The sequence below is a fragment of the Thalassobius sp. Cn5-15 genome (assembly GCF_022347685.1).
GTDB lineage: Bacteria > Pseudomonadota > Alphaproteobacteria > Rhodobacterales > Rhodobacteraceae > Thalassobius.
The window spans coordinates 91978-117854 of sequence record NZ_JAKRGF010000005.1; the positions used below are offsets into that span (position 1 = coordinate 91978).

23 protein-coding genes and 1 riboswitch are annotated in these 25877 nt (G+C 58.4%); of the genes, 18 read left to right on the forward strand and 5 right to left on the reverse strand.

Features of this window, described 5'->3' with window-relative positions; genetic code table 11:
• Positions 1-135: 135 nt before the first annotated feature.
• Complete coding sequence (locus MHM86_RS12235) at positions 136-528, forward strand: CAP domain-containing protein (protein WP_239199928.1); 393 nt, start codon at positions 136-138, stop codon at positions 526-528.
• On the opposite strand, the gene guaD is transcribed toward MHM86_RS12235, so the two are convergent.
• On the reverse strand, positions 525-1841 hold the full coding sequence (guaD, locus tag MHM86_RS12240) for a guanine deaminase (protein WP_239199961.1): 1317 nt from the start codon (positions 1839-1841) through the stop codon (positions 525-527). The genes MHM86_RS12235 and guaD overlap by 4 nt on opposite strands.
• A gap of 289 nt (positions 1842-2130) precedes the next feature.
• Between guaD and gor the strand changes: the two genes are divergently transcribed.
• The 5 genes from gor to MHM86_RS12265 all read left to right on the forward strand — a co-directional run bounded on the left by gor (position 2131) and on the right by MHM86_RS12265 (position 7489).
• Complete coding sequence (gor, locus tag MHM86_RS12245; RefSeq protein ID WP_239199963.1) at positions 2131-3495, forward strand: glutathione-disulfide reductase; 1365 nt, start codon at positions 2131-2133, stop codon at positions 3493-3495.
• A 110-nt stretch (positions 3496-3605) separates the two neighbouring features.
• Positions 3606-4763 (forward strand): FtsH protease activity modulator HflK, encoded by a 1158-nt coding sequence (hflK, locus tag MHM86_RS12250; protein WP_239199965.1) that lies wholly within the window; start codon positions 3606-3608, stop codon positions 4761-4763.
• Between the two features lie 3 nt (positions 4764-4766).
• Entirely contained in the window at positions 4767-5645 is an 879-nt protein-coding gene (gene hflC, locus MHM86_RS12255) for a protease modulator HflC (protein ID WP_239199967.1), read from the forward strand.
• 10 nt (positions 5646-5655) lie between these two features.
• Positions 5656-5850: a DUF2065 family protein gene (locus MHM86_RS12260; RefSeq protein ID WP_239199969.1), complete on the forward strand. Its 195-nt coding sequence runs from the start codon at positions 5656-5658 to the stop codon at positions 5848-5850.
• Positions 5851-6100: 250 nt separating this feature from the next.
• Entirely contained in the window at positions 6101-7489 is a 1389-nt protein-coding gene (locus MHM86_RS12265; RefSeq protein ID WP_239200360.1) for a Do family serine endopeptidase, read from the forward strand.
• 78 nt (positions 7490-7567) lie between these two features.
• Here the strand turns inward: MHM86_RS12265 and MHM86_RS12270 are convergent, their stop codons facing one another.
• Positions 7568-8110, reverse strand: a complete 543-nt coding sequence (locus MHM86_RS12270) for a peptidoglycan-binding protein (RefSeq protein ID WP_239199972.1) — start codon at positions 8108-8110, stop codon at positions 7568-7570.
• Positions 8111-8363: 253 nt separating this feature from the next.
• On the opposite strand from MHM86_RS12270, the gene MHM86_RS12275 reads away from it, so the two are divergent.
• Together MHM86_RS12275 and MHM86_RS12280 are read left to right on the forward strand one after the other, a co-directional pair.
• On the forward strand, positions 8364-8687 hold the full coding sequence (locus MHM86_RS12275) for a 2Fe-2S iron-sulfur cluster-binding protein (protein WP_239199974.1): 324 nt from the start codon (positions 8364-8366) through the stop codon (positions 8685-8687).
• Positions 8687-9400 carry a VCBS repeat-containing protein gene (locus MHM86_RS12280; protein WP_239199977.1) on the forward strand — a complete coding sequence of 238 codons (714 nt, stop codon included), beginning with the start codon at positions 8687-8689 and terminating at the stop codon, positions 9398-9400. The genes MHM86_RS12275 and MHM86_RS12280 overlap by 1 nt, the downstream gene beginning before the upstream one ends.
• A gap of 716 nt (positions 9401-10116) precedes the next feature.
• On the opposite strand, the gene purD is transcribed toward MHM86_RS12280, so the two are convergent.
• Positions 10117-11379 (reverse strand): phosphoribosylamine--glycine ligase, encoded by a 1263-nt coding sequence (gene purD, locus MHM86_RS12285; protein WP_239199980.1) that lies wholly within the window; start codon positions 11377-11379, stop codon positions 10117-10119.
• A gap of 83 nt (positions 11380-11462) precedes the next feature.
• Here purD and xseA point away from each other — a divergent pair, with 83 nt between their 5' ends.
• The 5 genes from xseA (at position 11463) to MHM86_RS12310 (ending at position 18738) form a co-directional block, all read left to right on the forward strand.
• Positions 11463-12992 (forward strand): exodeoxyribonuclease VII large subunit, encoded by a 1530-nt coding sequence (xseA, locus tag MHM86_RS12290; RefSeq protein ID WP_239199982.1) that lies wholly within the window; start codon positions 11463-11465, stop codon positions 12990-12992.
• Positions 12993-13144: 152 nt separating this feature from the next.
• On the forward strand, positions 13145-14722 hold the full coding sequence (locus MHM86_RS12295) for an ABC transporter substrate-binding protein (RefSeq protein WP_239199984.1): 1578 nt from the start codon (positions 13145-13147) through the stop codon (positions 14720-14722).
• A 382-nt stretch (positions 14723-15104) separates the two neighbouring features.
• Positions 15105-16067, forward strand: coding sequence for an ABC transporter permease (locus MHM86_RS12300; RefSeq protein WP_239199986.1), 963 nt, complete (start codon positions 15105-15107; stop codon positions 16065-16067).
• 9 nt (positions 16068-16076) lie between these two features.
• Positions 16077-17027 carry an ABC transporter permease gene (locus MHM86_RS12305; protein WP_239199988.1) on the forward strand — a complete coding sequence of 317 codons (951 nt, stop codon included), beginning with the start codon at positions 16077-16079 and terminating at the stop codon, positions 17025-17027.
• A gap of 7 nt (positions 17028-17034) precedes the next feature.
• Positions 17035-18738, forward strand: coding sequence for an ABC transporter ATP-binding protein (locus MHM86_RS12310; protein WP_239199990.1), 1704 nt, complete (start codon positions 17035-17037; stop codon positions 18736-18738).
• A gap of 86 nt (positions 18739-18824) precedes the next feature.
• On the opposite strand, the gene MHM86_RS12315 is transcribed toward MHM86_RS12310, so the two are convergent.
• A complete protein-coding gene (locus MHM86_RS12315; protein WP_239199992.1) occupies positions 18825-19823 on the reverse strand; it encodes an alkane 1-monooxygenase in 999 nt (332 codons plus the stop codon).
• Between the two features lie 546 nt (positions 19824-20369).
• Here MHM86_RS12315 and ftsY point away from each other — a divergent pair.
• From ftsY to MHM86_RS12335, 4 genes are read left to right on the forward strand one after another with little or no spacing between them, the layout of a single operon-like run.
• Positions 20370-21482 carry a signal recognition particle-docking protein FtsY gene (ftsY, locus tag MHM86_RS12320; protein ID WP_239199994.1) on the forward strand — a complete coding sequence of 371 codons (1113 nt, stop codon included), beginning with the start codon at positions 20370-20372 and terminating at the stop codon, positions 21480-21482.
• Complete coding sequence (locus tag MHM86_RS12325) at positions 21475-21912, forward strand: hypothetical protein (RefSeq protein ID WP_239199996.1); 438 nt, start codon at positions 21475-21477, stop codon at positions 21910-21912. The genes ftsY and MHM86_RS12325 overlap by 8 nt, the downstream gene beginning before the upstream one ends.
• Positions 21913-21943: 31 nt before the next feature.
• A complete protein-coding gene (locus MHM86_RS12330) occupies positions 21944-22846 on the forward strand; it encodes an EamA family transporter (RefSeq protein WP_239199999.1) in 903 nt (300 codons plus the stop codon).
• A gap of 60 nt (positions 22847-22906) precedes the next feature.
• Positions 22907-23554, forward strand: a complete 648-nt coding sequence (locus MHM86_RS12335) for an inner membrane-spanning protein YciB (RefSeq protein WP_239200001.1) — start codon at positions 22907-22909, stop codon at positions 23552-23554.
• Between the two features lie 75 nt (positions 23555-23629).
• Here the strand turns inward: MHM86_RS12335 and MHM86_RS12340 are convergent, their stop codons facing one another.
• Complete coding sequence (locus MHM86_RS12340) at positions 23630-24337, reverse strand: glutathione S-transferase N-terminal domain-containing protein (protein ID WP_239200003.1); 708 nt, start codon at positions 24335-24337, stop codon at positions 23630-23632.
• Between the two features lie 159 nt (positions 24338-24496).
• Positions 24497-24574, forward strand: a riboswitch (SAM riboswitch).
• 59 nt (positions 24575-24633) lie between these two features.
• Between MHM86_RS12340 and metZ the strand changes: the two genes are divergently transcribed.
• A complete protein-coding gene (gene metZ, locus MHM86_RS12345; RefSeq protein ID WP_239200005.1) occupies positions 24634-25815 on the forward strand; it encodes an O-succinylhomoserine sulfhydrylase in 1182 nt (393 codons plus the stop codon).
• Positions 25816-25877 lie beyond the last annotated feature (62 nt).

The following is a 25877-nucleotide window of genomic DNA, read 5'->3' on the forward strand; positions in this document are numbered from 1 at the left end:
CGACGGCAATAAGTAGGCAAGGGGCCAGAGATGCGGCGTTTGAAACTGGGATTGGGTTTGGCTCTTGTTGGTGTGCTCGCGGCCTGTAGCGGGGGCACGTCCACAACAGCAGCAGTTGCGCCAAAGGGAGGACAAGTGCCGCAGCTGACCACCGTTGCCGGTGATGGCCGGATGGAGGCGGCGCTTAACGGTGAACGCATCTGGCGCGGCCTGCGCCCTGTGGTCGAGGATCCCGCCCTTGTCCGTGCCGCAGCTGCTCATGCGCGGGATATGTCGGCGCGGGCCTATTTCGCCCATGTCGCCCCCGATGGAGGCACACCGACGGACCGCATGCGGGCGGCAGGCGGCTGCCGTGCGGCAGTGGCAGAAAACATCGCAACAGGTCAGGCCGATGATGCAGAGGTGTTTCAGGGTTGGCTGGGATCGCCCGGACATCAGCGCAACATGATGGGGCCGCATTACACCCGCTATGGCGTGGCCAGCCATCAGGGGTACTACGTGATGGTGCTGGCCGGACCCTGCGTTTAGTCGCTAGCTTCTTTGCGGCAGGTGCCGTTCATCCAGACGGCGGCAATCGCGCGATCATCACCCATCATTAGCGTTGGAAACAGTGCCTCCCAAATATCATCTGCGCGGTCTGCACGCTGGGTGATGTCTGGGGTGGAGTGTAGGTCTAAAACAACCAGGTCCGCCTCCATCCCAGGGGTGATATTACCCACTTTATCCTCCATCCGCAGGGCGCGCGCGGAACCGGCTGTGGCCAGATAGATCAGCTCTGCCGCGTGCAGGGGGTGGTGGCGCAATTGCGCGACCTCATAGGCGCTGGCCATAGTGCGCAGCATTGAAAAGCTGGATCCGCCGCCGGTGTCTGTCGCCAGACCAATGCGCAAACCCTCAGCGCTGAGACCCGCCATGTCAAAGAGGCCCGAGCCGATAAAGGTGTTGGACGTAGGGCAGTGGATCAGGCTGGCGTCAGTCTCTTTCAGGCGGTCTTTTTCCCGCTGTTCCAGATGGATAGCGTGACCATAGAGCCCTCCTTTGCCTAGCAGCCCATAGGCCTCATAGGTATCAAGGTAATCGCGCGCCTTAGGGTAGAGGGATTTGACCCATTCGATTTCATCCACCTGCTCGCTGAGGTGGGTTTGCATCAACACATCGGGGTGTTCGTCCCATAGCGTACCGAGCGCACGTAGCTGATCGGGGGTGGAGGTGGGCGAAAACCGTGGCGTGATCGCGTAAGAAAGGCGCTCCACCCCGTGCCAGCGTTCTATCAAGGCCTTACTGTCATCATAGGCCGACAGCGCCGTGTCGCGCAGAGCTCCAGGGGCCGTGTCACGATCCATGCAGGTCTTGCCCGCGACAACGCGTTGTCCCCGCGCTTGTGCGGCCGCAAACAGCGCATCGACGCTTTCAGGGTGGATGGTGCAATAGCTGGCGATGGTTGTAGTGCCGTGGTTCAGCGTCAGGTCCAGATAGCGCGCTGCGACCTCATCCGCGTAGACGCGGTCTGCAAACCGCATTTCTTCGGGGAAGGTGTAGGTGTTCAGCCAGTCAATCAGCCGCTTGCCCCAGCTGGCGATGATGGCAGTCTGCGGATAATGTACATGCGCATCGACGAAACCTGCGACGATCAGGTGGTCGCCGTAATCCTGCACGCGAACAGTCGGATGGGCCGCGCGCAGGCTGGTCGCATCGCCGACCTCTGCGATATGGCCGCCGCGGATCAGAACGGCACCGGTACTGTTGTGGCGGACGGCTGATAGTCCTTCCACCAATGGATCACCGCTGAACTGCAGGGTCTGGCCGATCAGCAGGACCGCATCTGGTGTCGGGTTCGGCATGGGCAATCCTTTGATCTATAATAAAAAGCAGCGTTCTTCCTAAATTTTAGATGGGGATGAACGGGATGGAAACCCTTGCACCGTTAAACTGAGGGGAGGTGACGTAATCTTTCTGGATCGGTAGTGCAAATCGGCGTGGCGCCTACACCTTTTATCGCTATTGTCGTTGCCAGAGAGAAGGTGTTGCGCTGCGCTTGGATCACATATCTGTGTGGGCTGGGTTACAACGGGGCGCCCTTGCCATTAGTTTGGCGCAAACACTTGGGATTCACATGAAGGTAATGACCTGATGAGCTTTGACTTTGACCTCTTCGTAATTGGTGGCGGTTCTGGCGGTGTGCGTGCAGCGCGCGTTGCAGCCGGCGATACTGGCGCCAAAGTCGCCCTGGCAGAAGAGGACCGCTATGGCGGCACCTGTGTCATTCGTGGCTGTGTGCCGAAGAAACTGATGGTCTTTGCCAGCGAATTCCCCGAAATGGCCGCCGAGGCGCGCGCCTATGGGTGGGTCATGCCCACAGGTGACTTCAACTGGGGCAGCTTCAAGGGCAAGCTGCACGCGGAACTGGATCGCCTCGAAGGTATCTATCGCCGTCTGCTGGCCAATTCTGGCGTGGAAACCTTTGATGCGCGGGCCAAAGTTGTGGATGCTCATACTGTTGAGCTGTCCACCGGTGAACGCAAGACCGCGAAACATATCCTGCTGGCGATGGGGGGGCGCCCAGTCAAGCTGGACGTGCCGGGGGCGGAATTGGCGATCACCTCGAACGAGATTTTCCATCTGGATGAACTGCCCGGCTCTATGCTGATCGTGGGTGGCGGCTATATTGCCAGCGAATTTGCCGGTGTGATGAACGGTCTGGGCGTGAAAACCACCCAGTTCTATCGCGGCGAGCAGATCCTGCGCGGGTTTGACAATGAAACCCGCACGCTGGTCGCGGATGAAATGATCCGTGGCGGCATCGATTTGCAGCTGAACACTAACGTTGTGTCGCTGGAGCGTGACGCATCGGGTGCGATCCGAGTGGTGGACACCAATGGCGCTGAGCATCTGTTCGATCAGGTGATGTTTGCCACTGGTCGTGCCCCCAACACGGACGATATGGGGCTGGAAGAGGCCGGTGTGAAACTGGGCCGCAAGGGTGAGGTTGTGGTGGATGACTACAGCCAGACCGATGTGCCCTCGATCTACGCCGTTGGTGACGTAACCGACCGTGTGAACCTGACGCCGGTGGCGATCCGCGAAGGCATGGCCTTTGTTGATACCGTGTTCAAAGGCACCCCGACCAAGGTGGATCACGACCTGATCCCCACCGCGATCTTCACCCAGCCCGAGATTGGCACCGTCGGCATGGGCGAGGAAGAAGCCGCTGCCAAAGGCCCGATTGAGGTTTATGCCACCAGCTTCCGCCCGATGCGCTCGATGTTCGCGGGCAGCGATGCAAAGGTGCTGATGAAGCTGATTGTGGATGCGAATACCCGTGTGGTTCTGGGATGTCATATCGTGGCACCTGCTGCCGGTGAAATGATTCAGCTGGCCGGTATCGCGGTTAAAATGGGTGCGACCAAAGAGGACTTCGATCGTACGGTTGCCGTGCACCCCACCATGTCCGAGGAGATGGTAACAATGAAGACTCCAACACGCACCGCTGGTTAAGCGCTACAAGTTGCGTCAAAAAAGCCAAAGAGCTTGAAATTTTCCGCCGATTGCACAGGTTGTGTCATAACCCGTGCAATCGGTGTCAACGTAGAGAGGTAACATAGCCCATGTCAGGCAATTCTGGCGGCCCTTGGGGCGGCGGCGGAAACAATGGTGGCGGCGGCCGCGATAACGGGGGTCGTAATAACGGCGGCCGTAACAATGGTGGTCGTGGCCCGCAGGATGAGGGCCCTCAGGTCCCTGATCTAGACGAATTGGTTAAAAAGGGTCAGGAACAGCTAAAGGTTCTGATGGGTGGTCGCGATGGCGGCGGCAATCAGCGTGGCGGCGGTGCCGGTGGCCCGCAGGGCCTGCCCAAGGGCACCTTTGTTCTGGGTGGTCTGGCGGCGGTGGCGCTTTGGGCGTTCTCCAGCTTCTATACTGTGAAGCCCGAAGAACAGTCTGTTGAACTGTTCCTTGGGGAATATTCTGCAACCGGCAACCCCGGTCTGAACTTCGCACCGTGGCCATTGGTTACTGCAGAGGTGGTTAATGTGACGTCTGAACGGACCGAAAGCATCGGTCTGTCGCGCGGGTCGCAGGACACCGGCCTGATGTTGACCACGGATGCAAATATCGTGGACATCGACTTTCAGGTGGTCTGGAATATCAATGATCCTGCGCGGCTGTTGTTCAACATCCGCGATGCGCGACTGACCGTGCAGGCGGTGTCGGAATCGGTGATGCGCGAGATTATCGCAGCATCGAACCTTGCACCGATCCTGAACCGCGACCGTGGTGTCATTGCTGATGGTGCCAAAGACCGCATTCAGACCATTCTGGATGAATATGAGTCTGGCATTTCCATCGTGCGTGTGAACCTTGAAAAAGCCGACCCGCCGCGTGAGGTGATCGACAGTTTCCGCGAAGTGCAGGCTGCCGAACAGGAACGTGACCGTCTGCAACGCGAAGCGGATGCTTATTCGAACCGCGTTCTGGCGCAGGCTCGTGGTGAAGCAGCGCAGAAGCTGGAAGAGGCCGAAGCCTACCGTGCCCAAGTGGTGAACGACGCATTGGGTGAAGCCAGCCGCTTCTCTGCCGTGCGAGCGGAATACGACAAGGCCCCAGAGGTGACGCGCAAACGTCTTTACATCGAAACCATGGAAAAGGTGCTGGGTAGTGTTGATAAAACCATCCTCGACAGCGCCTTGACCGGTAGCGATGGCGGGCAGGGCGTGGTGCCTTACCTGCCGCTGAACGAGCTGCGCAAAACGGGGGGGAACTGATCCATGCGTAAGATAACATTCCTTATCCCTGTCGTGGTGATTGCGATTGTTGGCGTGCTGTCGTCGGTCTTTGTGGTCGATGAACGCGAAAAGGCGCTGGTGCTGCAGTTCGGCCAGATCCGTGCGGTGAAGCAGGAACCGGGGCTTAGCTTCAAGATCCCGCTCATTCAGGAAGTGGTGCGTTACGACGACCGTATCCTGTCACTGGACACCGACACCATCGAGGTGACACCGTCCGATGACCGTCGTCTGGTTGTGGACGCCTTTGCCCGCTACCGCATCAGCGATGTGGTGCAGTTTCGTCAGGCCGTTGGCGCCGGCGGTGTGCGTCTGGCCGAAGAGCGTCTGAGCTCGATTCTGAACTCGAAAATCCGCGAAGTGCTGGGTGCCGATCAGGTGACCTCTGACACCATCTTGTCGGAAAACCGTGCCGAACTGATGGTGCGGATCCGTGACCAAGCCCGTACCGAGGCACGCAGTCTTGGTCTGGATGTGGTGGATGTGCGTTTGAAGCAGACCAACCTGCCCGAGCAGAACCTGAACGCCACCTTCGCACGGATGCGTGCCGAACGTGAGCGTGAGGCGGCTGATGAGGTTGCGCGCGGTAACGAAGCAGCCCAGCGTGTACGTGCGCAGGCGGATCGTACTGTTGTGGAAACCTTGTCGGAATCCGAACGTGAAGCGCAGGTTGTGCGTGGTGAAGCAGACGCAGAGCGTAACGGCATTTTCGCCGAAGCGTTCGGTGCGGATCCCGAATTCTTTGCCTTCTACCGCTCGCTGCAGGCCTATGAGAATGCACTGAAGGGTAGCAACTCGTCGCTGGTGATGACGCCGGACAGCGAGTTTTTTGATTACCTGAAATCGGATCAGGTGGCTCAGTAAGGGGGCCTTTATGGAACATGTCATTCTGGCCCTCGGGCTGGTCTTGATGGTAGAGGGGCTGGCCTATGCGCTGGCCCCTTCTTTTATTGAAGAATTACTTGAGATGCTGCGCGCGCTGCCGGTGGCGACACGTCGAAACATGGGGCTGGCGGCGCTGGCACTGGGGTTGGTATTGGTGTGGCTGGCCAAGAGTTTGGGTGCGTAAGATGCTGATCTTGCGTCGGTTTCCTATCGGCGGCGACTTGCCTGTTCACAGGCAGTTGAATAATCTTTGGTCTGGATGAGTTGAACATTGCGCCTGTTCGGCCAATGTTAAACCAAACGGTTCGGCGCAATGTCGGATCCTGACATATTGAGAGGAGATTAAGGGCGTGACCCATAAACGTGCACAGGCAATTGCCGCACCCCTCCCGCAGCGGTCGATCCTGCTGCAACGGGCGTTCTGGCTGGGGCTGATGGCCTCGGCGCTGATCCTGCTGCAGGCGGTTCAATCGCAAGCCCGCCCGGACAGTTTCGCCGATCTGGCGGATGAGATTAGCGACGCAGTTGTGAACATCACAACCTCTACCGTTGTCGCGGGCAGCCAGGGACCGAACTTTAATATCCCTGATGGCAGCCCGTTTGAAGATTTCTTCCGCGAGTTTCAGGACCGCAATCAGGGCGACCGCCCGCGTCGGTCCTCGGCGCTGGGGTCCGGTTTTGTGATTTCTGAGGATGGCTATATCGTCACCAACAACCACGTCATCGAAAGCGCTGATGAAGTGTTTATCGAATTCTTCTCCGGCGAAGAGCTGGAAGCAAAAATCGTTGGCACTGATCCCAACACCGATATCGCACTGCTGAAGGTAGAGGCGGACAAACCGCTGCCTTTCGTGAACTTCGGTGACAGTGACATGGCCCGCGTTGGCGATTGGGTTGTGGCAATGGGCAACCCGCTGGGGCAGGGCTTCTCGGTCTCCGCTGGGATCGTTTCGGCGCGTAACCGTGCGCTGTCGGGCAGCTATGACGACTACATCCAGACGGATGCGGCGATTAACCGTGGCAACTCAGGTGGTCCGCTGTTCAACATGGACGGCGACGTGATCGGCGTGAACACCGCGATCCTGTCGCCCAACGGCGGTTCCATCGGGATCGGCTTTTCTATGGCGTCGAACGTTGTGACCCGTGTGGTGGATCAGCTGCGTGAATTTGGGGAAACCCGCCGTGGTTGGCTGGGCGTGCGTATTCAGGATCTGGACGCCGACGTGGCCGAAGCGCTGGGTCTGGAAAACACCAACGGTGCAATTGTTGCTGGTGTGCCCGAAGGTCCTGCCAAGGATGCTGGTGTGCTGCAGGGGGATGTGATCGTAACCTTTGACGGTGTTGATGTGAAAGACACCCGCGCGCTGGTGCGTCAGGTCGGTAACACTGAGGTCGGTAAGACCGTGCGCGTTGTTGTCTTCCGCGATGGCAAGACCGTGACGCTGAAGATTAAGCTGGGTCGCCGCGAAGATGCCGAAGCCATCCCTGCCACCACACCTGATGCGGAAAAACCCGCAGAACCGACTGAGGTGCTGGGCATGATGCTGTCGCCGGTCAATGAAGAACTGAGCGCCGAACTGGACCTGCCCAATGGCACTACGGGGCTGGTGGTGATGTCGGTTGATGACACCACTGAGGCCTTTGAAAAAGGCCTGCGCCGTGGCGATCTGATCACCGAGGCGGGACAGCAGAAACTGTCGCGTGTCGGTGACCTGCAGGATCGCGTCGAAGAGGCGCGCGAGGCGGGCCGCAAATCGCTGTTGCTGTTGGTACGCCGTGGCGGTGAGCCACGCTTTATCGCCCTGTCGGTCGGCGAAGAGTAAGCGCAGCGCATAGAAACGAGGAAGCCGCCCGATTGGGCGGCTTTCATTTTTTAATGTTATGTTTTTGTCTGTGGCGGATCAGATCCCGTCGCGCGGAACTGTCGCCAATCCCAGCCGGCGTGCCGCGGCCAGTGACAGGATACCACTGTCCAGACCTTCGGGCTGCTGGTAGGCGCGGATCGCGGCGCGGGTGCGGTTGTCCATTTCACCGGTCACAATGCCACGATAGAGCCCACGCGCCGCCAGCGCCCGCTGGACGGAGGCGATGAAATCGGGTGTCATCATCGTGGTGCAGGGCACCTCGAACCAAATTTCCTGCCGTTGTTTGACCACGGCCTGCCGCGTCTCTGTCTTGTAGATCGCGGGGCTGAGGACCGTACCATCGGCCAGTACCTCAGCCGGTTGCAGGATGATTTGTTCGGTCACTGTTTCATAAACACCAGGCTGGATCCGTTTACCCCAGCAACTGCCCGACGGCGCACCGGGCGGCGCATCATCGACCAACTGCGCCACCTCTGGTGTCGCGCTCAGATGTGGGACGGGCAGGCTTTCGACACAGGCCGATAGCATCAGCCCACTGCCCAGCAGGCCCAAGACTGTGGGATAGATTTCATTGCGCATCTGCTTTGCCTCTTGCCGCCCCGCTTCTTGGCTTAATTGCGTGGGCGTGCTTCGTTGCGCGGTAGCATAGCGGCAAAAACTGCCCCGATAAAGCGTCACGATCTGATGGGCTTGAAGTGGCGCGAACCTTGTCTGATGGACGCAGTGGGTCACCAATCTGTCAGGGGTGTGCAATGGGGCTGGAATTGACGCGCAGGCGGCGCTAGGACGGTGGGGACATGAACAGCAAAACGATCCGATCGGAGGTAGCCGCATGGCCAAGATCACCTATGTTGAACACAATGGCACCGAACACACCGTTGAGGTAGCCGCAGGCCTGACTGTGATGGAAGGGGCCCGTGACAACAACATCCCCGGCATCGAAGGCGATTGCGGCGGTGCCTGTGCCTGTTCGACCTGCCACGTCTACGTGGATCCTGCATGGGTAGAGAAGATCCCGGCCAAAGACGATATGGAAGAGGATATGCTGGACTTCGCATTTGAGCCGAACCCGGCCACTTCGCGTCTGACTTGCCAGATCAAGGTGACCGACGCGATGGACGGTCTGGTTGTCAAAATGCCTGAGAAGCAGATCTGATGCTGCGCGCGGGTCTCTTTGTGGCACTGGTGTGTCTGTCCGGTACTGTGGCTGCCGCGGACCCGCTGATCCTGTCGGCTCGTTTTGATGAACCGACGACGCGCTATCCTCACGGGGTTCTGGGTGACGCGGTGGAATATGGTCAGCTGGTGCTGGAGGTAGCTGAGGGCGATACGCGTCAGCGGGTGACCATCACCCTACCGCAGGATCATGTGTTTGAGGATCTGGCGCCGCGTCTGGTCGATGTGACGGGCAATGGCGTGCCAGAGGTGGTTGTGATCGAAACTGATGCTGCGCGTGGCGCAGCGCTGGCGATTTACAACGCTGATGGCAAGCTGGCAGAAACGCCCCATATCGGCACCACCAACCGCTGGCTGGCGCCTATCGGGGCTGCGGATCTGGATGGTGATGGGTACGTTGAATTAGCCTATATCGACCGGCCTCATCTGGCCAAAACCCTGCGCGTCTGGCGCTACGCAGATGGCAATCTGATCCAGATTGCCAGCACCAAGGGTCTGACCAACCACAAAATCGGCTGGGATTTCATCGCTGGTGGCCTGCTGGCCTGTGACGACATGCCGGAACTGATCACCGCCGATGCGGGCTGGTCACGGATTGTGGCGACGCGGCTGGAGGGCGACCAACTGATGCGCCGTGATTTGGGGGCCTACGACGGGCCAAAGAGTTTGGATCGCGCGACACTGTGTGAGTGAGTGCGCGTCAATCGGCATGCAACCGGACCTCTGTCGGTCTCTAACTGTTTGAATTTAAGGGTGTGACTTTGCTCTTAATCAGCTTATGGTGGCGCGACAACATTGCGACGACGTAAGCCACCGACTTTCGGCAGCTACCAATATTATCGGAGGCTGCCGTGCGACCCTTATTTTGTGCCTACATAGCGTTTTGCGCTCTTTCATCTGCCACCGCCTCAATTGCTCAGACACCCAATCCTGAAAATACGTTAGCGGCCGTTATTTCACGCTCAATGAGTGAGAAAGCACCCGCCTATCTGCAATTGGCCAACGGGCCATGCTGGCCGTCCACGATTGAGGTTGTTAAAGGTGCGCCAGCCTTCGCCGGTGGTCAGGGACCAGTTGCGCGCATTTATGCGGATCAAAACGGGCGTATGATGTTGTTGCTGGACGGCAAGGCTGGTCAGAGCGAGGTGGGCTCATATATGGTTTTGCGTTCGGCGGAAGTCTCGCAAGATCCGGACGTTGTCACACTGCGCCCAACGGCGGTGTGCCTTGCGGGGGCTGGAAAACCGCAGTGTAACCAGAAGGTCGGTGGCTTGAGAAGGCTGTCACTGCGCGTCTCGTCCCACAATATCTGTCAATGACAGACCCCGTGCCTTTGATGTGGTAAGGCGCACGCCAGAAATGTCACAAGCCCCAGGACCATGTTCTGGGGCTTGTTGATTTTAGAACGCTTACAGCGCGCGCCAGCCGATGTCGCGGCGGCAGAAGCCTTCGGGCCAGTCGATCTGATCAACCATCGCATAGGCCCGTTCCTGCGCCTCTTTGAGCGACGCACCACGGGCGGTGACGTTCAGAACACGGCCGCCGGTGGCGATGATCTGGCCGTCCTTCGACCCCGTGCCGGCGTGGAAACACATTTCCGAACTGGTTTCCGGCAGCGCATCCAGACCGTTGATTGCAGACCCCTTCTGATAAGAACCCGGGTAGCCCTGTGCCGCCATTACCACGGTCATCGCGTGATCATCGGCCCAGTTGATCTGTGCCTCTGCCAGACGACCTTCGGCACAGGCCTGCATCAGATCCAGCGCTTGCGCACCCAAACGCAACATCAGGACCTGACATTCGGGATCACCGAAGCGGACGTTGTATTCCACCAGACGCGGCTGGCCGTCCTTGATCATCAGACCAGCGTAGAGAACGCCCTGATAGGGCATGCCACGATCGGCCATGGCCTTCATCGTGGGTTTGATAATCTCGCTCATCGCTTTTTCAGCAATGGCGTCCGACAGGACAGGGGCAGGGGAGTAGGCGCCCATGCCGCCGGTGTTCAGGCCAGTGTCGCCTTCGCCCACACGTTTGTGGTCCTGCGCGGTGCCGATGGCCAGACAGTCCTCGCCGTCCACCAGAATGAAGTAGGAGGCTTCTTCGCCTTCCATGAATTCTTCAATCACCACCTCGGCGCCCGCATCGCCAAATTCACCGCCGAACATGTCGTCGATGGCGGCCAGCGCGGTTTGTTCGTCCATCGCAACGATGACGCCCTTACCCGCCGCCAGCCCGTCGGCCTTGACCACAATGGGGGCGCCTTTTGCGCGGATGTGGGCCTTCGCGGCCTCGGGATCGGTGAAATGGCCATACCCTGCGGTGGGGGCGTTTGCCGCGTCGCAAATCTCCTTGGTGAAGCTTTTCGACGCTTCCAGTTTCGCCGCTGCAGCTGAGGGACCAAAGACCAGAACGCCTGCATCGCGCAGACGGTCAGCAACACCTTCGGCCAGCGGGGCCTCTGGGCCGACGATAACGAAATCAATGGCGTTTTCTTCGCAGAAGTTCACCACCGCCGCGCCGCTGAGGATATCGAGGCTGGCACAATCGGCGATCTGCGCGATGCCTGCGTTGCCGGGCGCGACGATCAGCTTGTCGCATTTCGGATTCTGCATCACTGCCCAGGCTAGGGCATGTTCACGTCCACCACTTCCGAGGATGAGGATATTCATCGGCTCTCTCCGCTTGGCCTTCTGTTGGGGGCGTTCTAAGGTGGGTGGCAACAGGAAACAAGTGAACAGAGCAGCGCATAGGCATGTCAGAGCTTTTTGATGATCCCAGAGAGGGCGAAAACGCCCCGGAATTCAGCGTTAGTGAGCTGTCCGGCGCGATCAAGAAGATGATCGAGGGGGAGTTCTCTCATGTGCGTATCAAAGGCGAGATTGGCCGCGTGTCTTTCCCGCGCTCAGGCCACGTTTATCTGGACCTGAAGGACGACCGGTCCGTGATTGCTGCCGTGATGTGGAAAGGCGTTGCCGCCCGTGTGCAGACCCGCCCTGAGGAAGGGCTGGAGGTGGTGGCAACAGGGCGTCTGACCACTTTCCCCGGGCAGTCGAAATATCAGCTTGTGATTGAGAATCTGAAGCCAGCGGGTATGGGCGCCCTGATGGCGATGCTGGAAAAGCGTAAGGCGATGCTGCAGGCTGAGGGTCTGTTTGACGCTGCACGTAAGAAGCCGATCCCCTACCTGCCAGGCGTCATCGGCGTTGTCACTTCGCCCTCCGGTGCGGTGATCCGCGATATTCTGCATCGCTTGCGGGATCGCTTTCCACGCAAGGTGCTGATTTGGCCGGTTGCGGTACAGGGTGAACGCTGTGCGCCAGAAGTGGCAAATGCGATCCAGGGGTTTAACGCGCTGACACCGGGCGGTGCCTTGCCGCGGCCTGATTTGCTGATCGTTGCCCGTGGTGGCGGGTCTGTTGAGGATCTGTGGGGCTTCAATGAAGAGGTGGTGGCCCGCGCCGCAGCCGCATCGGATATTCCGCTGATTTCGGCGGTCGGACACGAAACTGATACGACGCTGATCGACTATGTGTCCGATCAACGTGCGCCGACACCCACGGCAGCGGCGGAACTGGCCGTGCCGGTGCGGATGGAGCTGATGGCATGGGTTGATCAACAAAACGCACGGCTATCCACCGCACTGAGCCAAGGGATCAGTCAACGCGGCCAGCGTCTGCGCGACCTGTCCCGTGCCTTGCCAAGGGCTGATGCGCTGCTGGACGGGCCGCGTCAGCGGCTGGATACGTGGGGGGACAAACTGCCCCGGGCGCTGGCTGGGCGCGTGCAGCAGCATCAAATCCGCCTGAGCAAAGCGGCTGGCGCTCTGCGTCCGGGGAGCCTTAGTCAGCGGATTGAGCGGGATCGACTTCGGCTGCCCCCTTATGAGGGAAGGCTTAAGAACGCGCTGGGCCGCGAGGTGCGTCAGAAGCGCGAGACTTTGGATCGCCTGTCCAAACGCCTGTCAGATGTTAGCCAGCGTCAGGTGGAGGGCTGGCACACCCGTCTTGATGGATTGGAGCGGTTGCGCCAAACGCTGGGCTATGAGGCGACGCTGGAACGCGGTTATGCAGTGGTGCGGGGCGACAGTGATGTGGTGACGACGCAAGCTGCTGCCACTGCCGCTGCGCATCTGGAGATCCAGTTTGCCGATGGGCGCGTCGCGGTCAGGGCAGGAGAGGCAGGGGGGGCATCACCTGCCAAGCCTGCCAGTCCGCCCAAGGCCAAGACCGCAAGCAAACCAAAGCCAAAACCAGCCCCGCCAGAACAGGGCGACCTGTTCTGAGCGCCCCGCACGGCGCACGTGTATATTGCTTTGAAAATAAGCCGCTTGATCGGCTTGTTTGTCCGGGCGGTCAAAAAAGTTAACGCTAAAACTTGCACATGGCGGGCACTCATGGTCATCTCTCCTCACAAATCCATTCGAGGGAGAATGATATGATTACCCGTATTATCGGTCTGTCTGCTGCGTTGATGTGCGGCACCATTGCTGCGCAGGCGGAAACGCTGCGCTGGGCGCGCGCAGGTGACGCGCTGACGCTGGATCCGCACGCCCAGAACGAGGGCCCGACCCATACCATCCGTCACCAGATGTATGAGCCGCTGATCATCCGCGACGTGTCCGGCGCGTTTGAACCGGCGCTGGCAACCGAATGGGCGCCCAGCGAATCTGACCCGAACGTCTGGGTGTTCAAATTGCGTCAGGGCGTGAAATTCCACGACGGCGCTGACTTCACCGCCGAAGATGTTGTGTTCAGCTTCGAGCGCGCGAAACAGCCCAACTCGGACATGAAAGAGCTGATCGGTTCGATCACCGACGTGCGTGCTGTGGATGATTACACCGTTGAGCTGGTCACCGAAGGCCCGAACCCGATCCTGCCCAACAACCTGACCAACCTGTTCATTATGGACAAAGGCTGGGCCGAGGCGAACAACACCACCAAGGTTCAGGACTTTGAAGGTGGTGAAATCACCTATGCCACCACCAATGTGAACGGCACTGGTCCTTACACGCTGGTCAGCCGTGAGCAGGACGTGAAAACCGTCATGGTCAAGAACGAAAACTATTGGGGCATCGATCAGTTCCCAATGGACGTGACTGAAATCATCTACACGCCGATCCAGAACGCGCCGACCCGCGTTGCTGCGCTGCTGTCGGGTGAGGTGAACTTCCTTCAGGATATGCCGGTTCAGGATTTGCAGCGCGTTGATGGCGCCGCAGGGTATGGTGTGAAACAGGCACCGCAGAACCGCGTGATCTTCTTTGGTATGAACCAAGGCGCTGCGGATATCGAAGCCGACAACGTCGAGGGTAAAAATCCGCTGGCCGACGTGCGCGTGCGCAAGGCGATGTCGCTGGCGATCAACCGCGATGCAATCCGTCAGGTTGTGATGCGTGGTCAGTCGGTGCCTGCGGGCATGATCTCGCCGCCGTTTGTGAACGGCTGGTCGGCTGAAATGGACGCCTCTTCGAAAACCGACCTCGAAGGAGCCAAAGCTCTGATGGCCGAAGCGGGTTACGGAGACGGCTTCTCCATCCGTCTGGATTGCCCGAATGACCGGTACATCAACGATGAAGCGATCTGTCAGGCCTCCGTCGGCATGCTGGCGCAAATCGGCGTGAAGGTAAATCTGGACGCGAAGCCCAAGGCGCAGCACTTCCCGCTGATCACCGACAGCAAGACTGATTTTTACATGCTCGGTTGGGGTGTGCCGACCTATGACTCGGAATATATCTTCAACTTCCTTGTCCACGGTCGTGAAGCCGACATCGGCACCTGGAATGGCACAGGTTACGATAACGATGAGATCGACACCAAGATCAAATCACTGGCTTCCAACACGGATCTCGCATCGCGAAACGCAGATATCGCTGCGATCTGGTCCGAGGTTCAGGATCAACAGCTTTACATCCCGATCCACCACCAGGTTTTGAACTGGGCGATGGCTGATGGGGTTGGCATTGAGGTTGATGCCGAAGACCAGCCAAAGGTCAAATACTTCACCATGAAGTAAGATATTGCCCCGGTGCCAGACATGGCGCCGGGGTTTCTTTTGCGGGGCAGTGTTTTGTGATCGCCCCAGCAGTGCCATAGTGCATCATGCGCAGACAAAGCGCTTGCACCTCGCGGTGGTCTATAGTTTCAACGTTTTTCATGAGTCGCCCTTTGGAGGGCCAGCCAGTATTCAGGTACGCGCTCTCTGGCGCAACCCAAACAGGCAGGCAGAGCGACTGTTCGCATAATTGGCCGGTAGAGCCATCCTAGCGAGCGCAGAAGACAGTGTTGGCTGATCTTGGGACCTCAAGATGATCCGCGATCAGTTTCGACACCAAATAAACTGAAATGTAACGCTGCACCGTCCGTGGGTGCGGCAAAATCATCAAAGTGGGGACAACGTGTTTTCCTATATTGTCAGACGGGTTTTGCAATCCGTCATCGTTCTATTCGTCGTGGGTCTGGTGGCCTTTGCGATGTTCAATTTCGTTGGGGATCCCATCGATAACATGCTAGGTCAGGAGCGCACGCAGGAGGATATCGACCGCCTGCGCGCCCAACTGGGTCTGGATCAGCCGTTTCCGGTGCAATACTGGAAGTTCCTGATGAACGCCGCTGACGGCAACATGGGCGTGTCCTACCGTCAGGGCCGTCCCGTCACCGACATCATCGCTGAACGCCTGCCTGCAACGCTGGAACTGGCGCTGGTTTCGGGCTTCCTTGCGCTGTTCTTCGGCATTGTTTTGGGGGTTGTGACCGCGATCCGCCGCGATGGCTGGCTGACCAACGCGGTGATGACTGTATCACTGGTGGGCGTGTCGCTGCCGACTTTCCTGATCGGGATCCTGCTGATCTACGTCTTCTCGGTCGAGTTGGACCTGCTGCCGTCCTTTGGCCGTGGTGAAGTTGTGCAGGTGGGCAATTGGACCACCGGTTTCCTGACCGCCAGCGGGCTGAAGGCTCTGATCTTGCCGGCAATCACGCTCGGGCTTTACCAGATGACGCTGATCATGCGCCTTGTGCGGTCTGAAATGATGGAGGTCCTGCGTCAGGACTACGTCCGTTTCGCCCGTGCGCGCGGGCTGTCGGAGCGGCTGATCAACTTCCGCCATGCGTTGAAAAATACCATGGTGCCGGTGATCACTGTGACCGGCCTGCAACTTGGCTCAATCATCGCCTTCGCGATCATTACCGAAACCGTGTTCCAGTGGCCGGGTGTTGGTCTGTTGTTCATCAACGCGGTGCAGTTCGTTGATGTGCCAGTTATGGCCGCCTATCTGATGATGATTTCTGTCCTGTTCGTGGGCATCAACCTGATTGTCGATCTGCTCTATGTGGCGATTGACCCACGTCTGCGCGGGTGAGGAAAAGAGATGACTGAGACAACAACAACCTCGAAATCGCGACCCAAATCCCGCCTCGCGCGGGCTTGGGACAGCGATCTGGCCTATGCTTTCCGCCGTTCCCCCGTGGCAATGATTTCGCTCGCGGTGGCGATGACGCTGATCCTTGCGGCGATTTTTGCGCCGCTGATCGCGCCTTACAATCCGTTTGATCCGGCGACGCTGAATCTGATGAACGGCTTCACCCCGCCGAATGAGCCTAACGCCTTTACCGGCAATACCTTCTGGCTGGGTACTGACGATCAGGGCCGGGATGTGTTCTCGACCATCCTCTATGGTCTGCGCATCTCGCTCTTTGTAGGCTTTGCCGCCGTCATGCTGGGCCTGACGCTGGGGGTGATCGCAGGTCTTGTTTCTGGCTACTACGGTGGCTGGACTGACACGCTGATCATGCGTACCGCGGATGTGCAGCTGACCTTCCCGTCGATCCTTGTGGCCATGTTGATATTCGGCATCGCCAAGGGCGTGACGCCAGTGGAATACCGCGACCAAATGGCGATCTGGGTGCTGATTCTTGCGATTGGCTTGTCTGACTGGGTGCAGTTTGCCCGTGTTGTGCGTGGCGCAACTATGGTGGAAAAGAATAAGGAATACGTTCAAGCCGCCCGTCTGATCGGACGCGGCAGCATTCCGATCATGTTCCGTCACATCCTGCCGAACGTGCTGTCGCCTGTTTTGGTGATTGCCACCATTTCGCTGGCGCTGGCGATTATTGCTGAGGCAACACTGTCTTTCTTGGGTGTGGGGGCGCCGCCTACCCAGCCGAGCCTTGGCACTTTGATCCGTGTCGGTCAGGGCTTCCTCTTCTCGGGTGAGTGGTGGATCCTCTTCTTCCCAGCCTGCACCTTGCTGGCGCTTGCGCTCAGTGTAAACCTGCTGGGCGACTGGCTGCGCGATGCGTTGAACCCCAAACTGCGGTGATGAAATCATGAGCTTGTTGAATATCAAAAACCTCACGGTTGAGTTTCCAACCCGCCGCGGTGTCTTCACCGCTGTGGACGCTGCCGACCTGTCGGTGGAACCGGGACAAATTCACGGCCTCGTCGGCGAATCCGGCGCGGGTAAATCCACCATCGGTGCGGCCATCATGGGTCTGCTGGAACGTCCCGGCCGTATTGCCCAAGGCGCGATTGAGTTGCAGGGCGATGCGATCAGCGGTCTGGATGCGACGGCGATGCGTTCGCTGCGCGGACGTCGTATCTCGATGATCTTTCAGGATCCACTGACGTCGCTCAACCCGCTGTTCACCGTGCGTCAGCAGCTGGTGGAAACCATCCGCGCCCATCTAGATGTGAGCGAGGCTGAGGCGAATAAACGCGCTCGCGATCTTATTGATCGCGTGGGCATCCCTGATCCTGACAGCCGATTGGATCAGTATCCGCACCAGTTTTCTGGCGGGATGCGTCAACGGGTGGTGATCGCATTGGCGCTGTGTTCAGAGCCAGAGGTGATCATTGCAGATGAACCCACAACCGCGCTGGATGTTTCGGTTCAGGCGCAGATCCTCGATCTGATCCGCGAGCTGGCAAATGAGCGTCAGGTCGGCGTGATCCTGATCACCCACGATATGGGCGTGATTGCCGACACCACCGATAAGGTGACTGTGATGTATGGCGGTAAAGTGGTGGAAACAGGCGACACCTCGCAGGTGATCGGCGCACCGCGTCATGAATACACCCAATCTCTGATCGCGGCCGTGCCGCGTCCACAGCGTCGTCTGCACCGTTTCCCGCAGCTGTCCTACGGTGGCCGCGAAACACGCTTTGCGATTGAGGATCTGGCGCGCTCTTGGCCGAAGGTGGAAAACGATCCTTCCCGTCCGCTGTTGGAAGTGAAGGGTGTGACCAAGACCTTCATAAAGCGTCAGGGCCTCTTGCCATGGGACCGCGATTACTTCACTGCCGTGGACAATGTCAGCTTTGACATCCGTCCGGGTGAAGTCTTCGGTGTTGTGGGCGAATCTGGTTCCGGTAAATCCACCATCGCACGGATGATTTCCGGCCTCTATCAGTTGGACGGTGGGTCGGTTGAATTTGACGGAAAACTGGTCAGTGATCTAAGCGATAAAGCCCGTCAGGCAGAATATCGTAAAGAGATCCAGATGATCTTTCAGGATCCATATTCGTCGCTTAACCCGCGGATGCGGGTGGACCAGATCGTGGCAGAGCCGATCCGCCACCACCGACTGCTGGATGGCAAGGCTGTTGATCAACGGGTGGCAGAGCTGCTGGAGCGTGTGGGTCTGGGCGCAGAGGCTGCGTTTAAATATCCGCATGAATTCTCTGGCGGTCAGCGGCAGCGGATCGCGATCGCACGGGCGCTGGCCACCCAGCCGCGCTTCCTGATCTGTGATGAACCGACGTCCGCATTGGATGTGTCTATTCAGGCGCAGATCCTTAATATCCTCAAGGATTTGCAGGAACATCTGGGCCTGACCATGCTGTTTATCAGCCATGACTTGCCGGTGGTGCGCCAGATGTGTGACCGCGTGGCGGTGATGAAGGCGGGTCAGTTGGTGGAACTGCAAGAGACTGAAGCGTTGTTTAACGCGCCGAAGACCGACTACACCAAGTCGCTCTTGGATCTGATGCCACGGCTTGAGGATCTGGGGGACGCGCCGGACGGGGCGTGATCCACAGATTTAGAGAGTTTAGGACGGCGCCCCCCACGGGGCGCCGTTTGCGTTTTCTGGATCATGAAACGCGCCGTCTGCTGCTACTATTTTACCAGGGCATCCAGCCGTGGATCCATGACGCGGCGCCATAGACGTGGCCACAGGGCGATCACCGCCATGGTCGGCAGCGCATAGGGCAACAGCGGCATCCGATGATCCAGCCGCAGGCCGGGGTAGGGACGCGTTGGGTTCAGGTGATGGTCCGAATGGCGCGGCGCGTTTAGCATCATCGCCGATGAATAGCGGTGCGGTGTGTTCCAGCTGTGCTGTGGGCCAACAGGCTCAACGCGACCATTTTCAATGATGTCGCGCCGCAACCCGTAGTGCTGCACATAATCCGCGAGCATGATCTGGATCTGCGCATAGCCTGCAACTGCCAGCAGGGCGAAGAGAGGCCCCACGCCCATCAAACCTGCCGCGCCTAGCGTTGCCAGTGCGATCAGGGTGTAGTGCAGGTATGGATGAGCCAGCACGCTGCGCGTTGCATATCGCCTGTTCTCTGCCACGAGGCCGGCACGGAACCCGCGCAGCCAGCAATGTGGTGCAAATTGCCAAAACCCTTGTCCGCGTGGCGCGGAACTGGGGTCACGTTCTGTGGCCACATGCACATGATGCACCAGCGGATGTGCAGAGGCGTGATGGCCGATCAGAAGCGTTGAATAGATCATCTTTCCCAGCCGCCGCAGCCAGCGATTGGGACGGTGGATCAGCTCATGCGCGTTGGGATGGCCGACCTGCCCGAAAAACAGCCCGTAACTGATCAACAGGCCAAACCGTTCTGCAATGCCCAGGCTGGTGTCACCGCCAATGGCCCAGACCGCCAGTGCCAGCATCGGCAAATGCAGCAGCGCCAGAGTGGCAGAGAGCATATCGCCACTGGGAAACTCAGCCTGCGGGTTAGCGGCGCGGGCGCTTAGTTTATCAACCACCCAAGTGAAGACTGTAATGGTCAGCAGCGCCGCCCAGACCCAGACACCGCCAAACACGGCGCCAAGGATCAGCAGAGCAGTTGGCAGGAAGGTTGCAAAGGTAAAGAGCCACATGGTTAAGAATTTCCGCAAACCTGCCGTTTGGGCAACTGTAGCGGCGCAAATGCCTGCGTGCAAACGCGGCGCAGGGTCACGTGGGATGTTTTGTGGATAGATCTGTGAATTGGATTCCATCGGACAATTATCGGCGCAATTCCCACCCATAGTTTCGTTTTGAAGGTGCGATACTTCGGGCGGACAGGTGCTGTTCAAACGTATGATTTGACCATTTTGGTGGCTGGGTTGCACGCCGTTTGCGATTGAGTGCTTTCAACCAAACCGATTCCCTCTTTCTCTGCGAAAATGGGCACCGGAGCCGGAAAAACGGCGATTTCGGCGATTTTCTGGCTCCATGTGTCCGTTTTGGCACTGGATCGGCGGAGTGGCGCCAATTTGGTTTTCCCACATCTGCCAAGTGCTTATTTTTTATGGATTCATCGCGTTAAAATACATTGAGTCTCACAGGGTTTTCCACAGGCTAATCCCCAAGAAAACAAGGGCTTGGCCTTCCATAGGGGGCGGGAACTGGCTAGGTCATTTCAAACACTGGCGGAGTCCCCGATGTCTTTTTTCGGCAAATTAAAGCAACGTTTGACCAAATCCTCCTCTCGGATTGAGGATGGGCTGGACGCTATTGTCGAAGAGGGCGGCGAGGTTGAGGCGGCAGAGTCCACTCAGCCCGCTCAGGTTGAGGCGCCGCAGGCTCTGGCCTCTCTCCCCGCGCAGAACAACACCTCAGAAGCGCCGGAAACGGCGCCCGAGGCTGAGACGGCAAAGCCCGGTTTCTTCGGCCGCCTGATGGGCCGGTCCGAGGCTGGGGCCGAGCCACGCGAAGTGACTCGCCGTGTGCTCGACGACGATATGTTGGAACAGCTCGAGGAATTGTTGATCGCCTCTGACATGGGGGTGGAAACCGCAACCCGCGTGACCGCCAACATCGCCGAAGGGCGTTTTGGCAAGAAGCTGTCGACACATGAGATCAAGGGCCTTTTGTCCGCAGAGGTCGCACGGATCATGGAAAACGTTGCGAAACCTTTGCCGATCTACGCCAAGAAGCCGCAGGTCGTGCTGGTTGTGGGCGTCAACGGGTCGGGCAAGACCACCACTATTGGGAAACTGGCCAGTCAGTTTCGCGCTGCGGGCAAATCGGTGGTGATTGCCGCCGGTGATACCTTCCGCGCCGCTGCGGTTGAACAGCTGCAGGTTTGGGGCGAACGCGCTGGCGTTCCGGTCTTGACCGCGCCTGAGGGTTCGGACCCTGCGAGTCTGGCGTTTGACGCCATGGCACGGGCCGAGGCAGACGGTGCGGACCTGCTGCTGATCGACACCGCAGGGCGTTTGCAGAACCGGTCTGACCTGATGGAAGAACTGGCCAAGATCGTGCGGGTGATCCGCAAGAAAGATGAAACCGCGCCGCACAACACCCTGTTGGTGCTGGACGCGACCACCGGACAGAACGCATTGAACCAAGTGGCCACTTTTGGCGAATTGGCGGATGTGTCTGGCCTGATAATGACGAAACTGGATGGGACCGCAAAGGGCGGCGTGCTGGTGGCCTTGGCCGACAGGTTCGGCCTGCCGATCCACGCCATTGGTGTGGGGGAGCAGATCGACGATCTGCAAGCCTTTGATCCCGAAGACTTTGCAAAGGCGCTGACGGGTCACGATGCTTGAAATTCATGACACACTGAAAAACGAACACGGTTGGGATATCGTGGCGCTGCATGAGGCGGTAGATGAACTGCTGGACGGCTGCCGGTTGAGCTATCCGTTTCCGGGCGATGACAAATGGGGGTCTGACCGTATTCTCTATGCAGAGGTGGTTGTCACCCACGGTGACATTCTGATTGGCGCGGGCCGCCTGATCTGGGATTCTGCGCAAGAGGACGCGCTGCCGCGGATCACCGATCTGTGCCTGCTGCGCCGATATCGCAGCCCGTTTACTATCGACACCATCGTGTCGGCGCTGATTGACGAATACGCCAAACACGCCGATGGCGGCACTGTGGTTCTGGGCCATGACGGGCGCGAGATGGATATCTCGGAACGTCTGGAGCGTCTGCGCGACATCGAGATGGGGCAGTTCGAACCCCGCGTGATCTAAGCGCCTTTCTTTTCTGATATGAGTGCCTGATATGAGCGCATGGCTAACATCGCTGGAGGGCACAGAGGCAGGGCATCAACTGGCGCTTGTGCTGGCGCTGGCAGCGGCGTTTTTGCATGCCGTCTTTGGTGCGCTGCAAAAGGGGCGTCATGATCCGTGGCTTTCACGAGGGGCCATTGATTTCAGCTATGCCGCAATGGCCGCGCCCTTTGCACTGTTTGTGGTGCCTTGGCCAGAACCACATATGTGGCCGATCTTCGCGGGCGCGTTTCTGATCCATGTGGGCTACAAGCTGTTGCAAAGCTTTGCCTATACCAAAGGCGACTTTACCGTGGTCTATCCGGTGGTGCGGGGCATGGGGCCGCTGTTCACCGTGGTGGGCGCTTATCTCGTGTTTGGTGAGACGTTCAGCTGGGTTCAATGGACCGGTGTTGGTGTGCTGCTCTGCGGGATTTTTGGCTTGGCGATCTACAATATGATCTTCCTCACCTCATCGCGCGACACATTGGGTGTGGCTATGGCGTTGGCGGCAGCGACGGGGTTGTTTGTGGCACTATACACCACCTACGACGCCTATGGCATCCGAGCGACCGCAGATCCGTTTACGTTTTTGGCCTGGTTTTTCCTGATCGACGGATTGGCGATGCCGCCTATTGCCTATCTGCGCTGGCGTAACCTCCCCAATCCGCCTGCACCCGGCCCATTGATGCTGCGCGGTGTGATTGGAGGGCTTGTCGCCTTTGCCAGCTTTGGGTCTGTGATGATGGCGACCCGTCTGGACAAGGTGGGGGAGGCGGCGGTTTTGCGTGAAACATCCACTGTTTTTGCCGCCCTCATTGGTTGGCTGTTTCTGAAAGAAACCGTCGGCCCGCGTCGCATTGCGCTGATGGCACTGATTGCGCTGGGGGCGGTGATTGTTGAACTTGGTGGTTAAAACCCCAATATGGGGGGAACGCTGGCACAGTAGCGCGACAGATATTTGTAAGGAACCAAGATGACCCAGCCGACTCCGGCCAAAGATCAAGCGGTGAAAACCGTGAACCCGATGCTGAAATCCGTATTGGAGTTCGGCCCGATCGCGGCGTTTTTTGCAGCCTATATCCTGCTGAAGGACGAGGTCTTTATTGTGGGCGGGAACAGCTATGATGGGTTCATTGCGGTCACTGCAGGGTTCATTCCGTTGTTGGTTTTGTCGACCTTGATCCTGTGGCGTCTGACAGGTCACCTGTCGACGATGCAGATTTTCACGCTGGTGTTGGTGGTGTTTTTTGGTGGGCTGACAGTCTGGCTGAATGACGACAGATTTTTCAAGATGAAGCCGACGCTGCTTTATCTATTCTTTGGCGGGGCGCTGGGATTTGGGCTGCTGCGTGGCACCAGTTATCTGGCGACGTTGATGGATTCGGCGCTGTCGTTGACGCATGAGGGGTGGATGATCCTGACCCGTCGGTTGATGTTTTTCTTCTTCGGGCTGGCCGCGCTGAATGAGGTGATGTGGCGTGGTTTCAGCGAAGAAACCTGGGTCTATTTCAAAACCTTCGGCCTGACGGCTGCGATCTTCATCTTCTTCATGACGCAGGCAAAGCTGTTTCAGGCTCATGCGCTGCAGGAAGAGGGTGATCAGGACAGCAAAGCGTCCTGATCGATGGCGTGATGCGGGCTTTCTGACGCGAGAAAGCCCATCGGAATTTGGCGTCAAATTCCGGTGCGAGTGGCCTTAGCCCTTCTGTTTAAATAGAAGTTTTTGCGCTGCTTTATCGTCTTCCAGTTTGGAACGCTGATCCTTGGCCAGTTTGAAGCCGGTTGTAACGGCTTCGCGCGCTTCCATCTGGTCCAGCCAGCGTTTCAGGTTGGGCTTATCACTCAGATCCTGCTGCTGGCCTTCCCAAAGTCGCGCCCATGGCCAGATCGCCATGTCGGCGATGGAGTAGAAATCACCGGCGACGAATTCATTGTCGGCCAGTTGGGTGTCCAGCACGCGATACAGACGGCTGACCTCATTGCGGTAGCGGTCCTTGGCGTAGGGCAGATCATGCGGCGGATCCATCGCAGGCGCATATTTCAGAAAGTGGTGCGCCTGACCGGCCATTGGACCCACGCCGCCCATCTGCCACATCAGCCACTGCTCTACCGCTGCCTGTTCACGGGCATTCGATCCGTAGAACTTGCCGGTTTTGCGCGCCAGATATTGCAGGATCGCGCCGCTTTCGAACAGTGAGATCGGCGCACCGTCAGGGCCTTCGGGGTCAACAATCGCAGGCATGCGGTTGTTCGGGGCAATTTTCAGAAAATCCGGTTCAAACTGCGCGCCTGCGCCGATGTCGACCAGATGTAGGTTATAAGGCAGGCCCATTTCCTCCAGCGCGATGGAGATTTTCCATCCGTTCGGGGTTGGCCAGTAATAAAGATCAATCGGTTGTGGCATGTCACGCTCCTGATAAACTGGGACGATGATGGCGGATTTGCACGCTCGTGCAAGTGGGCTGGTAGCGACGCACAGGAGTTGTGCGTTCAAACAGATGTGATCTGAACGTCGCGCGGGCAGGGCAGGCGCGATGCTTGACCCACGGCAGCCAGAGGCGTATCAGACAGCCGTGGCGATTTGTTACCGGATTGCGGGCCACGTTAAACATGCCGCTAAAGAGGTCAGGAGGAAAGAGTCCCTTTCGCTTGACCGCGTCGGGGCTTTTTTATTTTGGGCACAGGCCCGGAGGTTTTGAGATGAGCGACAGCTGGAACAAACGCACGAAACTGGTTCATGGCGGCACCCGCCGTTCGCAGTACAATGAGGTGAGCGAAGCGATCTTTCTCACGCAGGGTTTTGTGTATGACACCGCTGAACAAGCTGAACAGCGGTTTCTGAAGTCGGGCGATGATGAATTTATCTATGCCCGCTATGGTAACCCGACTGTTGCCATGTTCGAAAACCGCATTGCCGCGCTGGAAGGGACTGAGGACGCCTTTGCCACCGCATCGGGTATGGCGGCTGTGAACGGCGCACTGATGTCGGGGCTGAAGGCTGGCGATCATGTGGTTGCGGCCAAGGCGCTGTTTGGCTCCTGCCTCTATATCCTTGAGGATATTCTGGTGCGTTTCGGCGTTGAGGTGACACTGGTTGATGGTACCGATCTGGATGAATGGCGTGACGCGATCCGCGAGGATACCAAATTGGTGTTCTTTGAATCGGTGTCGAACCCGACACTGGAAGTCATCGACATCAAATCCGTGTCGGAACTGGCCCATGCGGTTGGCGCACTGGTGGTGGTCGATAACGTCTTTTCTACCCCTGTTTACAGCCGCGCGGTGGAACTGGGCGCTGATGTGATCGTTTACTCTGCGACCAAGCATATTGATGGTCAGGGGCGTGCGCTGGGCGGTGTGATTCTGGGCAGCAAAGAGTTTATTCGCGGCACGGTAGAACCTTATCTGAAACACACCGGCGCCGCGATGAGCCCGTTCTCCGCATGGATTATGCTAAAGGGTCTGGAAACGATCGACCTGCGGGTGCGCGCACAGGCCGAGTCTGCGCTGAAAATCGCTGAGGCGCTGCAAGGCCATCCAAAACTGGATCGTGTAATCTTCCCCGGTCTTAAAGATCATGCTCAGTATGACCTGACCGTTGCGCAGATGGAAAAGGGCGGCACCGTCCTGTCGGTTGAGGTGAAGGGCGGCCAGGAGGCCTGTTTCCGTTTCCTCAACGCGATCCAGATTGCGGTGATTTCCAATAACTTGGGCGACGCGAAATCTATCGCCACCCATCCGGCAACCACCACCCACCAGCGTCTGCCCGCAGAGCAGAAGGTTGATCTGGGTATCACGCCTGGCCTGGTGCGTTTCTCCGTCGGGCTTGAGGATGCGGATGATCTGATCGCTGACCTTATGCAGGCGCTGGATCAGGCCTGATTGGTCATCCCTGTGCTCAGGCGCCTACTGGGCGAAAAAGATCTTGGGGGGACGCTTTGCGT